Here is a 12,647-nt window from a genome sequence, read left to right as displayed (position 1 = left end):
GCTACAAACGGGGAACCTGCCCAATTCGCATTTTTCGCGGCACGTGGGAGTTCCGTACGCAAGTGCGTTTCCGGGCTTGACCGATCCATAGCTTGGCGGCTATGGATATATCCATAACTCACGAGCTATCGATCTCCGATGCCCAACACCCACGACGTGCTCTTCAAAACTCTCGCCGATCCGACCCGCCGGTCAATCTTCGAGCGCCTGTGCCGCGAAGGCGAACAGACCGTCGGGGCGCTGACGGCGCGGGCCGGCATCTCGCAGCCGGCCGTCTCAAAACATCTCGGCGTGCTGAAACAGGCCGGGCTGGTGCGCGACCGCCACGAAGGCCGGCAGACGCATTACAGCGCGCAACTCGGCGCCCTTGCCCCGCTGATCGACTGGACCAGCGAGATGGCCGGGTTCTGGCAACGAAGATTCGACGATCTCGAAGACCTGCTCAAACGGATGGACCAATGACCAACAGTGCTGCGACCGAAACGCGTTCCGTCGTCATCGAACGCGAGATGCCTCATCCGCCGGAAAAGCTCTGGCGCGCGCTGACCCAGCCGCATTTGATCGAGGAGTGGCTGATGAAGAACGACTTCAAGCCGGTCGTCGGCCACCAGTTCAATCTGCGTGGCGAATGGGGTGGCGTGCTCGATTGCGAGGTGCTCGCCATCGAGCCGAACAAGGCGCTGTCCTACACCTGGAATTTCAACCATGACGATGCAGCCTTCGCTCTGCAGAGCGTGGTGACCTTCACGCTCACCCCGACACGCACCGGTACCCTTCTGCGCATGGAGCAGACCGGGTTCCGGCCGGACCAGAAGCAGGCCTATGGCGGCGCCCACGCCGGATGGAAGCAGTTCTTCGAGAAGCTGGAAGAACTCGTCGCGCGGGCGGACTGAACCCGCCGCATCGCGCTTCGTCTCATCTTCAAAGGAGGTTCTATGAACTGGAACAAGTCGATCCGGCAGATCCACCGTTGGCTATCCATTGCCTTCACGGCGGCCGTCATCGTCAACATCGTCGCCATGATGCAGGGGCAACCAGCCGTCTGGGTGGGCCTGCTCGCGCTGCTTCCGCTGATCTTGCTTCTGCTCACCGGCCTGTACATGTTTGCGCTGCCCTACGCCGCCAAATGGCGCAGCGGCTGAAGCTGCGCCGGACAGGAATGAACGCCATGGCACAAACGACGTCGAAGGCCGCAAAAAAGACCACCGCAAAGAAAACCGCCGCAAAGCAGCCCGCTGCAAAGCCTGTGCTGCTCTCGGGCGGCAATCCTCAGATCGCCAAGGGCTACGGCAACGCGCCGGTGCAGGCCTACATCGCGGCCATACCGGGCTGGAAACGCGACCTCGGGCGCCAACTCGACGAGTTGATCGTGCGCACCGTTCCCGGCGTGCACAAGGCAGTCAAATGGAATTCGCCGTTTTATGGTGTCGAGGAACAGGGCCCCTGGTTCCTCAGCTTCCATTGCTTCACCAAGTACGTCAAGGTGACGTTCTTCCGCGGCACCTCGCTGCGCCCTGTCCCCTCGGGCGAGTCGAAGCACAATGAAGTTCGCTATCTCGATATCCATGAGGGCGAGCTTGATGAAGCGCAGTTCGTTGCCTGGGTGAAGCAGGCGAGCCAATTGCCCGGCGAACGATTGTGAGCCAAATGACAACAGCCATGAAGAAAGCGACAAGCATGAAGAGGAGCGGCGCGAGCGAAGGAAACTCTCCCGCCCGGCACATCGATGCGCGGATCAAGGAGCTCAGCGACTGGCGGGGCGAGACGCTGGCGCGCATCCGAAGCATCATCAAGCAGGCCGTCCCCGACGTGGTCGAGGAATGGAAATGGCGCGGCGTGCCGGTGTGGGAGCACGAGGGCATCATCTGCACCGGCGAGACCTACAAGGCGGTCGTGAAGATGACCTTCGCCAGGGGCGCCGCGCTGGATGATCCTTCAGGCCTCTTCAATTCCAGCCTTGAAGGCAACACAAGACGCGCCATCGATATCCACGAAGGCGACAAGATCAATGAAAAGGCGCTGAAGGCACTCATTCGCGAGGCCGCGGCGCTGAATGCGTCGGCGCGGACGGCCACACGTGCGCGGAAGAAAGCAAAGAGCGCCTGAGGCGACAACGCCTCTCGCTTTCACGACGATAACTGCGCCCGCAATTGCTCAAAGCTCACGATGCGGCCGGCGATCGCGCTGGCCGCTACCGTGGACGGGCTTGCCAGCCACACCTGTCCCGGCCCGGAACGTCCCGGAAAATTGCGGTTGATCGCGCTCACCGTCACCTGATCGGCGCGCTCGGAGACGCCAGGGCCGGCATTCACGCAGGCGCCGCAGCCTGGTTCGATCAGCTCAACACCGGCGCGCTCGAACACGTCGATCATGCCGCGCTGCAGGCAATAGTCGCGAACATCCTGACTGCCGAACTGAAGGAAGAAGCGTGTTCCCGAGGCAACGCGCATGCCATGCTTCGCAGCCCATTCGAGCACGGCATGGTAATGCAGGAGATCCTCGCGCTTGCCGCCGGTGCATGAGCCGCCATAGGCGATATCGATCCCCACCGTCTCGGCCAGTTCCGATATGGCGACGCCGTGTCCGGGATCGCCGGGCCGCGCCAGCATCGGCTCAAGCCTGTCGCATTCGACCTCGATGATGTGCGCGAACTCGGCGCCTTCGTCGCTGCACATCCATGGCTCGAGCTGCAGGTCGACGCCGCGCCGTTCCCTGACAAACCGGCACGTCTCTTCGTCGGGAATCACAATCCCGCTGAAGCCGCCGATCTCCGCGACCATGTTGGTCAGGGTCGCGCGTTCGTCCGTGGAAAGACCCGATAGCGCTTCACCGCAATACTCCATCACCTGGCCGATCGCCCTGCCCTCGCGAACATACGACAAGCGCAGCAGATGCAGGACGATATCCTTTGCCTCGACGCCTGCCGGTATCAGGCCGTTGAGCCGCACGCGGCAGGTCCGGGGCACTTCGACACGCACCTCTCCCGTCATCCAGGCATTCGCCATCTCGGTCGTGCCGATGCCGAACGCCAATGCGCCCAAAGCGCCGCAATGGGGCGTATGGGAGTCGGTGCCGACGACCAACTGGCCCGGCTCCACGTAGCGCTCGGCCATGATCGAGTGGCTGATTCCTTCCGAACCATCACGGTCCGCAAGGTAACCGTGCAGGCGCAGCCCGTGCCTCTCGCAGAATTGCTGCTGGATCTTGGCCAAGGCCTGCGCCGCTTCAAGCAACCCCCGCGCACGCCGTTCCGCCGACATGCTCCGATGAATGAACGGCAAGTGATCGCCGAAGCAGACAATGCTTGCGCGATCGTGCAACGTAATCTGATCGCCCATTTCCCGGCTCAGGAAGCTGGCGCACATCGGCGTCACGTATTCGTGGGCATAGCGCCAGTCTGCCGTTGCAAAGATGGCCTGGCCGGGACGGACCGCATCGCAATTGCCGGCGGAAGCGCTCGCGATGACCTTTTCGGCATAGGTCATCGGCCGCGATGCGATGGCGTGCGCCGTCGGCGACCATCCGTCTCTTCGCGCCCGTGTCAGCTTGAAGAGCCCTCCCCGGCGAATGAGCTCCGCAGTGAGTTCATCCTCGCCCTGCGTAAACTCGCTGACGGGAATGCTCTCGCCGCGGCGGATGCGTTCGACCAGCCCGAAGTCGGTCGAGGTGTAGATGCCGAGGTTGCGGCAGTTCTGCCGATAGATGCGCTCAAAACTTTCCGCAATCACCAGCCGGATGCCGGCACACCACTCGGCATAAGGGCTGGCCTCGCGCGAAGAGCCCTTGCCATAGCGGCGTCCAGCCACCGTCACGCCGAACCCGCCAGCCTTGACACTGCCGACTGACACCGGCAGGCGCTGACCGCATTTCAGGCCGTGATAGGGATAATCCCCGAGTTTTTCGTCGTAATAGTAGCAGATCGCGGCCGGCGTGATCTCGTCGGTCGACACGTCGCTGCGCAACGGCAACGCGTCGGCCAGCGAAATGTCCGCGCCATGTAACTGACGCTCGACCATATCGGCATCTTCGGAAAGAAACAGGATGCGGCCGTCAAACCTGACCTGCTCGTTCGATGCGGTCGCCATGACGCCCCCTTCTCACTCGGCGGTGATGCCGAGAGCGCGGACGAGTTCGCCGCGCGCCTGATAGTCGACCGCGATCTGGCGCTTGAAATCATCCGGCGTGCCGCCGACCGCGACCATGCCCTGCTTGTCCAGCCAGGCCCGCATCGTGTCGGTGCCAAGGATCTGGTTCACTTCCTTGTTCAACGCCGCGACCACGGACGCCGGCGTCTTCTTCGGCAGCATGAAGCCGATATAGCTGATGATCTTGAACCCTGGGAAAGTCTCGCTGATGGCGGGCACGTTGGACAGCAACGGATAGCGCTTCTCCGAGGTGACGCCGAGCACCTTGATTTTCCCCGCGGTCGCCAGCGGCTCCACCGCTGTCGGCGCGCCGAACAATAGCGGTATCTGTCCGCCCAGCAGGTCGTTTACCGAGGCGGCCGTTCCCTTGTAGGGAATATGGGTCATGGTGAAGCCGCCATACTTCTGCAGCATCTCGCCGGCGAGGCGGTGCGGCGTCGAACTGCCCGAACTGCCGAAACTCAGGTTTTGCGCCTTCTGCTTGCCGAGCGCGACCAGCTCGGCGACCGAATTCGCCGGCACATTGTTGGCGGCGGCCAGTAGCAGCGGCGACCATGAGACGTTGACGACCGGCTCCATCGCCGTCGACAGGTCGAAATGGTTGCTGGTGGCAAGGTGCGGATCGATCGTGACCATCGCATCCGTCACCATCAGAACGGTATAGCCGTCGGGCTCGGACCGTGCCGCCGCCTGCGCCGCGATCATGCCGTTGGCGCCCGTCTTGTTCTCGATGACGACTGATATCTTGAGGTTCTCGCCGAGTTGCTTGCCGATGATCCGGGCCAGCGCATCGGCCTGCCCGCCCGCGGAATAGCCGACCAGGATGGTGATCGACCGCGACGGGTACGGCTGTGCGCCAGCATTCGACGTCACGCCAGCCGGCACCATCGCGATGATGGCGACGCCGAGAACCAGCACCTTCCCTCGAAACAGCCTGTCGAAGATCATGTTCCGCTTCCTCCCTGACTATTTTTCTTTTGCGCAGGCGGTTGAGACCGCTCTTTTTACTCGCTTGCTATGCGGGCACGCTCACCACCGCCGCCAGCACGCCGGCCGAACGCAAGTCCGCAATTTCACGCTCCGAATATCCGGCCGCTTGCAGGATTTCGTCGGCGTGCTCGCCGACCCGCGGCGGTTGCCGCGCGAGGCCCGGGCGCTCGCGTGCCTCGCCGAACTCCACCGGCAGCGCCGGAATTCCAACCAGCGGCCCACCGCCGAACGCCGATACGGCGGTCGCAAGAAGGCCGCCATTGGCTAGCAGATGGGGGTCGATCGAGAGTTCGTCGGGCCGTCCAACCCGCGAATAGGCGACGCGGGCCGTTTCGCACTTTGCGAGGATTACGTTCAGCGGCAATTTGGCGATCCGCCGCTCCAGTTCGGGCAGCACCCATTCGCGCGCCTCGCAGCGATTGGCGTTGCCGGTAAGCCTTGGATCGTCGCGCCATTCGTCGAAGCTGAACGCATCGCAAAAGCGCTGCCAGTGGCCATCAGAGGTGCAGCCGATGAAGACCTGACCGCCGTCGGAAGCGGTGAACACGTCATACACGCCCCAGGCATTTTTCCGTGCCGGCATCGGCGGCATCGGACCGCCCGTCACCGCGCTGCCGACGACGACCGCGCCGAGCATGAAGGTCGCGCTCTCGAACAGCGAACTCGCAACCTTCTGCCCCACGCCGGTAACGTCGCGCTCGCGCAGCGCCGACAACGCGGCCACGACGCCGAACACGCCGCCGAGAATGTCGATGACAGGCGCGCCGGCGCGCAACGGCCGGCCCGGCGGGCCGGTCATGTAAGCGAGCCCGGACTGCATCTGCACGACTTCGTCGAGCGCGCCGCGGTTCTCGTACGGTCCCTTCAGGAACCCTTTCATCGAGAGATAGACGAGAAGCGGATTGATCTGGCGCAGATCTTCCCAACTGCATTTGAGGCGCTCGATGGTGCCCGGACCGAAATTCTCCAGCACGACATCGGCATCCCTGACCAGCCGATGCACGACCGCCTGTCCCTCCGGCCGCTTCAGGTCGATCGCGATCGAGCGCTTGTTCCGGTTGTAGGTCGCGAAGAAGCCGGCGGCAAAGCCCGGTAGCCGCCGCGTCGGATCGCCGTCCGCGGGTTCTATCTTCACAACATCGGCGCCGAGATCGGCAAACAGCACGCCGGCGCACGGCCCCATGATGGTGTGGCCGAAATCGAGCACTTTCAGCCCCGCAAGCGGTTTGGAGGACGTCGTCATGCAGCGCGTCTCCTGAATGTGGCGAGCGTTCCCGATCGCAACGCGGCGCTCGGCAGCCGGTGTCCGACGATCCGCTCGGCAAGCCGCCCGGCCTCGATCAACGCCTCGATGTCTAGGCCCGTCGAGATGCCCATCTCCTCGCACAGCAGAGCGAGTTCTTCGGTGGCGATGTTGCCCGGCGCGCCCGGCTGGCCGGCAAACGGACAGCCGCCGAGCCCCGCCACCGCCGCGTCGAATGCGGTGACGCCGAGCCGCAGCCCTTCGTAGGCGCAGGCGATGCCCTGCCCGCGGGTGTCGTGGAGGTGCAGCGCGATCCGTAAATCGTCCCAGCGCTCGCGAACGGCACCGACGGCGGCCGCCACACGCCTCGGCGTGGCCCACCCCATGGAATCCGCGAGCGAAACGTCTCGTACATCCACACCGGCTTCGCGGGCAATGGCGAGCCCGTCCACCACCGTCTCGACGACCTTCGCCGGCGGGACGTCGCCCGCAAAATTGCAGCCGAACGCGGCCATGACGATGATCTTGGCAATCGGCACACCGGCTTGTCGGTGCACGCGCACATAGTTGCTCAAGGCTTCGATCTGTCCGGCACGGTCGCGATTGAGGTTCCGGATCGCGAATGGCTCGGACGCGCTCAGCGAGATGAAGCCGGCGAGCGCGAGTTTGCCCTCGAACGCGAGCGCGCGCTTTAGCCCGCCCTCATTGAACCACAGCGCGGAGTATTCGACGCCTTCACGCGGGGAGAATCCTTGCATCACGGCTTCCGCGTCGGCCCAACCCGGAACGTGCTTCGGATTGACGAAGGAGCCGACCTGGATCCGGCGCAGGCCGCAGGCGGAGAGCGCGTCGATCAACGCGATCTTGTCGGCGGTCGCGATCGGCCCCGGCTCGATTTGAAAGCCTTCGCGAGGCCCCTCCTCGGTGATGACGACGCTGTCGGGCAGGTCCATGCGCCGGCGCTCCCTGGGATAATCCTTGTTGATTGCAGGCCAGCTTGCCGCGCGCCCAGACATCTGACAAATATAATATGAAGATCAAATTGTTCTGATATTTCGATAGCAGAGAGCTATTCAATGGCACTCGGATTGCGGCAGCTTCGCTATTTCATCGCCATCGCCGATGCCGGCGTATTGTCGCGTGCCGCAGAGGCGCTCAACGTCGCGCAGTCGGCGCTGAGCCATCACGTCGCCGCGCTCGAAACCGAGCTCGGCGTCAAGCTGCTGGAGCGACGGCCGCGCGGCATCGCGCTGACCGCGGCCGGCCGGCGGCTTTACGAGCACGCCAGCGCGGTGCTGTCGGCGCTCGGCAAGGCCGAAGAGGATGTGCGGACCTACAACGAAGCCGCGACGGGTCCGGTCTGCATCGGCCTCAGCCACACCGCGATCTCCATCGTCGCGCTCGATGTCATGAAGGCGGTGCGAACGAAATCCCCGGGCGTGCACCTGACGGTGGTCGAGGCGCTGTGATCGGGCGATCATCGTCTCCGGTTGCCTTCTCCAACATTCCGCAACGAAGCGTGCTCGGACTAACGCCAATGCCGGCGTCGCGCGCCATCATCCAGACCCAGGTTCTGCGCAATCAGATCATCCCGAGCGACACGCTCGAAGTCGATTCCTTGTCGGCGCTGCGCATGGCGCTCGAAGCCGGATTGGGCTGTGCCATCCTCGCCCGCGCCAGCGTGCTCGCCGACCTCGCGGCGGGGAAATATCACGCGCGCCGCATCATCGATCCGCCGCTGACGCGCGCGCTCGCACTGGTTTCCCTCGTGGACCGGCCACTGACGAAAGCTTTCCTCGAGGTGCGCAAGACCATGATCGAGGTCGTCCGCTCGGCCGTCAGCACAGGGCGATGGCCGGCGAAAGGAAACGGCCGGCGGGGCAAACGCGCCGCGATCTAGGTTCGGGATTCCCGCAGCACGAGCCCTGCGCGCAATCTATCCGGGCGGCGGCATTCGCTCGAATTTCTGCAACGAGGAAGCCAGTGTGTCCCAGGCGTGGCCGCGGATACCGTAGGTGACCATCTGCGGATGGAATTGGCTGGGATCGTCAAGGCTGGTCGCGTGGACCGCTATCAGTTCCGGCATGGCGACGAATGTCAGGTAGACCGGCGTTCCACAGGTCGGGCAGAAGGCATGGAGCTTTTCGTTGCCGCTGTCGCCCGCTACCCTCCATTCCTTCGCTTCGCCCGTAATCGTCACATCGGCTCGGCGGGGAAAGACCAGATAGGATCCATGCCCCGTGCCGCTCCGTTTCTGGCAATCGCGGCATTGGCAGTGGCTTTCGACAATGGGTTCGCTGCTCGTCTCATAATGGATCGCGCCGCACCCACATCCGCCGGCATAAAGCTTTGTCACTGTCATTCTCCCGTTCCTGGTTGATGCAGCAAGAGATCAGGCCGATTTCGGCTTGGCGAAAACATCGAGGCCGTGGCCGGTTTCCAGCAAGGATTTCATGCTGGCGAGGACAACCGGCCAACCCTTCCTGATGCCGTTCGCCATCCCGCTGCCGGCTTCGAGTTCGTCATGGGTGACGGTCAGCCGGACCATCTCCTCGTATTCCTCGATCTCGAACGTCACCCGGCTGTAGGCGGAAGGATCGGAGGCCTGCGAGGCATTCGCCCAGGTGATGACGAGACGGGTCGGCGGCGAGGTCTCGACGACCTTGCCGACGAGTTCGACCGTTCGCGCGTCATTGGCGCGGACGTGCTCCCATTTCGATCCGGGATTCCAGTCAGAGACGTTCTCGTGGCCCCAGTAACGCCTTGCGATGTCCGGTTTCGTGATGGCCTCGAACACCTTTTCCGGCGTCGAGCGAATATAGGTCACGTAGACAAAGCTGGTCGTCTCTTTGCTCATCGTCACTCTCCTTCGAGTTCTTTCTTCAGATCGTGCAGCAGGCTGAGCCGCTGTCGTTCGAATTTCCGGACCCACCGTTCGTAGACCTCGTGCAGCGGCACTGGGTTGATGAAATGCAGCTTTTCCCGGCCCCGCCTCACCGTGCTCACCAGATTGGCCGCCTCGAGGATTTCGAGGTGCTGCGTGGCGGATTGCCGGGCCATGTCGAGGTTTTCGCAAAGCTGGCCGAGCGTCTGCCCATTCTTCTCGCAAAGAAGATCAAGCAGCTTTCTGCGTGTCGGGTCGCCCAGCGCCTTGAAAACCTTGTCGGCCTGCATCGGTCTCACTCGTATCGAGGAGACAATATGCAGGTAAATACCTGCATGTCAACGACAGCATCATCAGTCCATTCGTCACCTTGCTGTGCTTGGGGATGGACGATCAGGACCGGCGGGCTCGCTTATGCGCCCGTCAGCGAAAAGCGATGGCCGACAAAAGGCGACGGACGCGCGACCGAAGGCTTCGCCATTGATCTGGTTGCGCGACGGTACGCAGAGCCGTTTGCTTGAACGGCACTATCCTCGCGGCGGCTGCAAGCCCCGCGAGTTCAACCACTCGGTCATGTGCGAGGCCGTCTCGTCCTGACGGGCTCTCCGCAACAGGCCGTCCCGAACCGGGCCCGGCGGCAGCAGCCCGGCTTCTTCGCGTAGCTGCTTGGCTTCTTTGGCCAGGCGTTCTTCGAGGGTGGTTGTATGTTTGAAACGGCGCCGCTTTTGCATGATCTGCTCGATTCGTTTGGAGGACAGCGAGAGCGCATCGGGCGTTCTCATCACCGATAGTCCTCAGGGTCGCGCGGCGACAACAAACGGTATCAGCCATAATCGTACGGTCTGTCCGGTGGATGACTTAGCCTTACACCTTTAATTGCGCGTAATGGTGCACGTTCGGGGAACGGATAACGATTGGCTCAAATGCAGCAAATATAGCCATTGGTGCAAACAGCAGCCGCGGCGTGTCAGTCCGCCGCGGCCGCTCGTGCGGAGTCCGACGAGCGCGCCGCCGTCTGGATCGCCTGCCAGATGCGAGAGGGCGTGGCCGGCATGTCGAGATGCCGCACGCCGAGCGGCGCCAGCGCATTCATCACCGCATTCATGATGGTGGCTGGGGCCGCAATGGCGCCGGCCTGGCCACTGCCCTTCACCCCAAGCCGGTTGGCGCGGCTTGGAAAGTCAGGCGTGAGATCGCTCTCGAATGCCGGAAGATCGCCGGCGCGCGGCAGCGCATAGTCCATCAGCGAGCCCGACAGGATCTGCCCCGTCTCCGTATCGAACAGCGCCTGCTCGAACAACGCCTGGCCGATGCCCTGCACCACGCCGCCATGGACCTGCCCCAGCGTCTGGCGCGGATCGAGCAGACGGCCGTAATCATCAAAGATGACATAACGATCGAGCCTGACCTCGCCGGTCGCCGGGTCGATCTCGACTTCGGCGACATGGCAGCCGTTTGGAAAGGTGTAGCGGTCACACAAATGGGTCGCCTTGTGCGCCAGCCCGGGCGCGACGTCGTCGCCGGCCGACTGAAAGGAGGCACGCGCCACCTCGTCGAGGCTGATCTCCTGCCCGGTCGCGGCCACCCGCAGCACGCCAGCTTCATACTGGACCGCATCCACACTGGCCTGCAGCAGACGGGCGGCCAGCCGCCGCGCATTGTCGATCAGCCCTTCCGCCGCCATCACCAGCGCGGTGCCGCCCTGGTGCATGGAGCGCGCCCCGCCATGGCCACCGCCGGAATCGAGATCGTCGGTGTCGCCCTGCCGAAACCGGAAGCGCTCCAGCGGCAGGCCGAGCGCATCGGCCGCGATCGAGGCGTAGGTGGTCTCGTGGCCCTGCCCGCTGGAATGCGTGCCGACCTTCAAATCGATCAGGCCGTCCTCGCCAAAGCTCACCTCGGCCACTTCATTGGGCTGGCCGCGCGCGGTTTCGAGAAAGCAGGCTAGGCCAAGGCCGCGCAGCCGGCCCTGCTTACGCGAATTTTTCTGGCGCGCCTTGAAGCCCTCCACGGCGGTGGCCGCGTGATCGATCGCGTGGGCAAAGCTGCCCTGCTCGACCGTAAGCCCCATCGCGCTCGCGTAGGGAAAACGGCGCATGATGTTCTTGCGCCGCAGCTTCAGCGCATCCATCCCGAGTTGGTAAGCTGCGATATCGATGCAGCGCTCGATCAGATAGTTCGCCTCCGGCTTGCCGGCGCCGCGATAGGCATCGACCGGCGTCGTGTTGGTGAACACGCCTTTGGTCTCGAATGCGATCAGCGGAATGTCGTAGACGCCGCCCATCGCGCTGGCCATCGCCATGGTCGGCACGGCCGGCGCCACCGTGGAAACATAGGCGCCGAGATTGGCGAACACCTTTGTCTCGAGCGCGAGGAAGCGGCCGTCGCGATCAAGCCCAAGGCGGACGCGGATCAGGCTGTCGCGGCCATGCGCAGAGCCGGTGAAATCCTCGCTGCGGTCGCCGATCCACCTGACGGGGCGACCGAGCCGGCGCGCCGCCCACAGCACCAGCACCCATTCCGGATAGAGCACGTTCTTCATGCCGAAGCCGCCACCGACATCGGGAATGCTGACGCGAAGGTTTTCCTTGCCGATGCGAAACACACCGCCGGCCAGCAGGTCGCGGATCGCATGCGCGCCCGCGGCCGAAGCGGTCAGATGCAGACGGCCGCTCGCGGCGTCGAATTCCCCGATCGCGCCGCGCGTCTCCATCGGTGCGGCGACGACGCGGTTATTGACCAGTTCGCATTCAACGACGTGGGCAGCGTCGCGGATCGCCGCTGCCACCGGGCCGATATCGCCTCGGTTGAACTGGAACGCGATGTTGCTTTTGGCTTCGGGCCAGATCGACGGGGCGTCCGGCAAGATGGCATCTGCGATCGCGACGACCGGCGGCAGCGGGTCATAATCGACCACGACGGCCTCGGCGGCATCGCGCGCGGCCTCGGCACTTGCCGCGACCACGAACGCGACCGGCTCGCCGACGTAACGAACGACATCGTGCGCCAGCGCGTGATAGGGCGGCACCACCAGCGGCGTCGTCATCGGGATCGCGGTCACCGCGCACGGCATCGGGCCGATCCCGTCGGCTGCCAGTTCGGCCCCCGTCAGCACGGCGGCAACGCCAGGCATCTTGCGCGCCGCCTCGACATCGATCGCGGCGATGCGGGCGTGCGCATGCGGCGAGCGAACGACGACGCCATGAAGCGTATTTGACGCCACGAGATCGGCGACATAGCGCCCGCGCCCCTGCACGAAGCGTGCGTCTTCAAGGCGGTCGATGCTGCGCCCCAATAACGGTTCGGTCATGTGAAACTGTATGGAGCCGCGCGGCCGCAAAGGCAATCGCTAGCCCGGCGTCAGCGCGCCCGGCATTTCCCCACG

Annotated in this window: 16 protein-coding genes; 7 read left to right on the top strand and 9 right to left on the bottom strand. The window is 64.0% G+C overall.

The features are described from left to right. Nucleotides 1-138 precede the first annotated feature (138 nt). Genes LMTR21_RS18640 through LMTR21_RS18620 form a run of 5 tightly spaced genes read left to right on the top strand, consistent with a single transcriptional unit; the run spans nt 139 to nt 2,106 of the window. Entirely contained in the window at nt 139-462 is a 324-nt protein-coding gene (locus LMTR21_RS18640; RefSeq protein ID WP_065755037.1) for an ArsR/SmtB family transcription factor, read from the top strand. Further along, nucleotides 459-893 (top strand): SRPBCC family protein, encoded by a 435-nt coding sequence (locus LMTR21_RS18635; RefSeq protein WP_065755038.1) that lies wholly within the window; start codon nt 459-461, stop codon nt 891-893. Before LMTR21_RS18640 ends, LMTR21_RS18635 begins: the two co-directional genes overlap by 4 nt. 42 nt (nt 894-935) lie before the next feature. Continuing rightward, a complete protein-coding gene (locus tag LMTR21_RS18630; RefSeq protein ID WP_065755039.1) occupies nt 936-1,142 on the top strand; it encodes a hypothetical protein in 207 nt (68 codons plus the stop codon). A gap of 26 nt (nt 1,143-1,168) precedes the next feature. Further along, on the top strand, nt 1,169-1,642 hold the full coding sequence (locus LMTR21_RS18625) for a DUF1801 domain-containing protein (RefSeq protein WP_065755298.1): 474 nt from the start codon (nt 1,169-1,171) through the stop codon (nt 1,640-1,642). A gap of 17 nt (nt 1,643-1,659) precedes the next feature. Continuing rightward, nucleotides 1,660-2,106: a DUF1801 domain-containing protein gene (locus tag LMTR21_RS18620; RefSeq protein WP_065755040.1), complete on the top strand. Its 447-nt coding sequence runs from the start codon at nt 1,660-1,662 to the stop codon at nt 2,104-2,106. Between the two features lie 20 nt (nt 2,107-2,126). Here LMTR21_RS18620 and LMTR21_RS18615 read toward each other — a convergent pair whose 3' ends face one another. The 4 genes from LMTR21_RS18615 to LMTR21_RS18600 form a co-directional block, all read right to left on the bottom strand. Continuing rightward, complete coding sequence (locus LMTR21_RS18615) at nt 2,127-4,085, bottom strand: aconitase family protein (protein WP_065755041.1); 1,959 nt, start codon at nt 4,083-4,085, stop codon at nt 2,127-2,129. A 12-nt stretch (nt 4,086-4,097) separates the two neighbouring features. After that, a complete protein-coding gene (locus LMTR21_RS18610; RefSeq protein WP_065755042.1) occupies nt 4,098-5,093 on the bottom strand; it encodes a Bug family tripartite tricarboxylate transporter substrate binding protein in 996 nt (331 codons plus the stop codon). Nucleotides 5,094-5,160: 67 nt separating this feature from the next. Further along, nucleotides 5,161-6,378, bottom strand: a complete 1,218-nt coding sequence (locus LMTR21_RS18605) for a CaiB/BaiF CoA transferase family protein (RefSeq protein ID WP_065755043.1) — start codon at nt 6,376-6,378, stop codon at nt 5,161-5,163. After that, nucleotides 6,375-7,331, bottom strand: coding sequence for a hydroxymethylglutaryl-CoA lyase (locus LMTR21_RS18600; protein WP_065755299.1), 957 nt, complete (start codon nt 7,329-7,331; stop codon nt 6,375-6,377). Before LMTR21_RS18600 ends, LMTR21_RS18605 begins: the two co-directional genes overlap by 4 nt. 123 nt (nt 7,332-7,454) lie before the next feature. On the opposite strand from LMTR21_RS18600, the gene LMTR21_RS18595 reads away from it, so the two are divergent. Both LMTR21_RS18595 and LMTR21_RS18590 read left to right on the top strand, forming a co-directional pair. After that, nucleotides 7,455-7,847: a LysR family transcriptional regulator gene (locus tag LMTR21_RS18595; protein WP_065755044.1), complete on the top strand. Its 393-nt coding sequence runs from the start codon at nt 7,455-7,457 to the stop codon at nt 7,845-7,847. A 68-nt stretch (nt 7,848-7,915) separates the two neighbouring features. Further along, complete coding sequence (locus LMTR21_RS18590) at nt 7,916-8,278, top strand: LysR substrate-binding domain-containing protein (RefSeq protein WP_065755045.1); 363 nt, start codon at nt 7,916-7,918, stop codon at nt 8,276-8,278. Nucleotides 8,279-8,314: 36 nt separating this feature from the next. Here LMTR21_RS18590 and LMTR21_RS18585 read toward each other — a convergent pair whose 3' ends face one another. The 5 genes from LMTR21_RS18585 to LMTR21_RS18565 form a co-directional block, all read right to left on the bottom strand. Next, nucleotides 8,315-8,734 carry a GFA family protein gene (locus LMTR21_RS18585; RefSeq protein WP_065755300.1) on the bottom strand — a complete coding sequence of 140 codons (420 nt, stop codon included), beginning with the start codon at nt 8,732-8,734 and terminating at the stop codon, nt 8,315-8,317. A gap of 36 nt (nt 8,735-8,770) precedes the next feature. Beyond that, entirely contained in the window at nt 8,771-9,235 is a 465-nt protein-coding gene (locus tag LMTR21_RS18580) for an SRPBCC family protein (RefSeq protein ID WP_065755046.1), read from the bottom strand. Nucleotides 9,236-9,237: 2 nt separating this feature from the next. Further along, nucleotides 9,238-9,552 (bottom strand): ArsR/SmtB family transcription factor, encoded by a 315-nt coding sequence (locus LMTR21_RS18575; protein ID WP_028346460.1) that lies wholly within the window; start codon nt 9,550-9,552, stop codon nt 9,238-9,240. A gap of 237 nt (nt 9,553-9,789) precedes the next feature. Beyond that, a complete protein-coding gene (locus LMTR21_RS18570; RefSeq protein WP_347339178.1) occupies nt 9,790-10,044 on the bottom strand; it encodes a hypothetical protein in 255 nt (84 codons plus the stop codon). 185 nt (nt 10,045-10,229) lie between these two features. Further along, nucleotides 10,230-12,572 (bottom strand): xanthine dehydrogenase family protein molybdopterin-binding subunit, encoded by a 2,343-nt coding sequence (locus LMTR21_RS18565; protein WP_065755047.1) that lies wholly within the window; start codon nt 12,570-12,572, stop codon nt 10,230-10,232. Nucleotides 12,573-12,647: the final 75 nt, after the last annotated feature.

The sequence above is a fragment of the Bradyrhizobium paxllaeri genome (assembly GCF_001693515.2).
Classification (GTDB): domain Bacteria; phylum Pseudomonadota; class Alphaproteobacteria; order Rhizobiales; family Xanthobacteraceae; genus Bradyrhizobium; species Bradyrhizobium paxllaeri.
The sequence above is the reverse complement of the archived record's forward strand: the minus strand, read 5'-3'. Positions and strand labels throughout refer to the sequence as shown.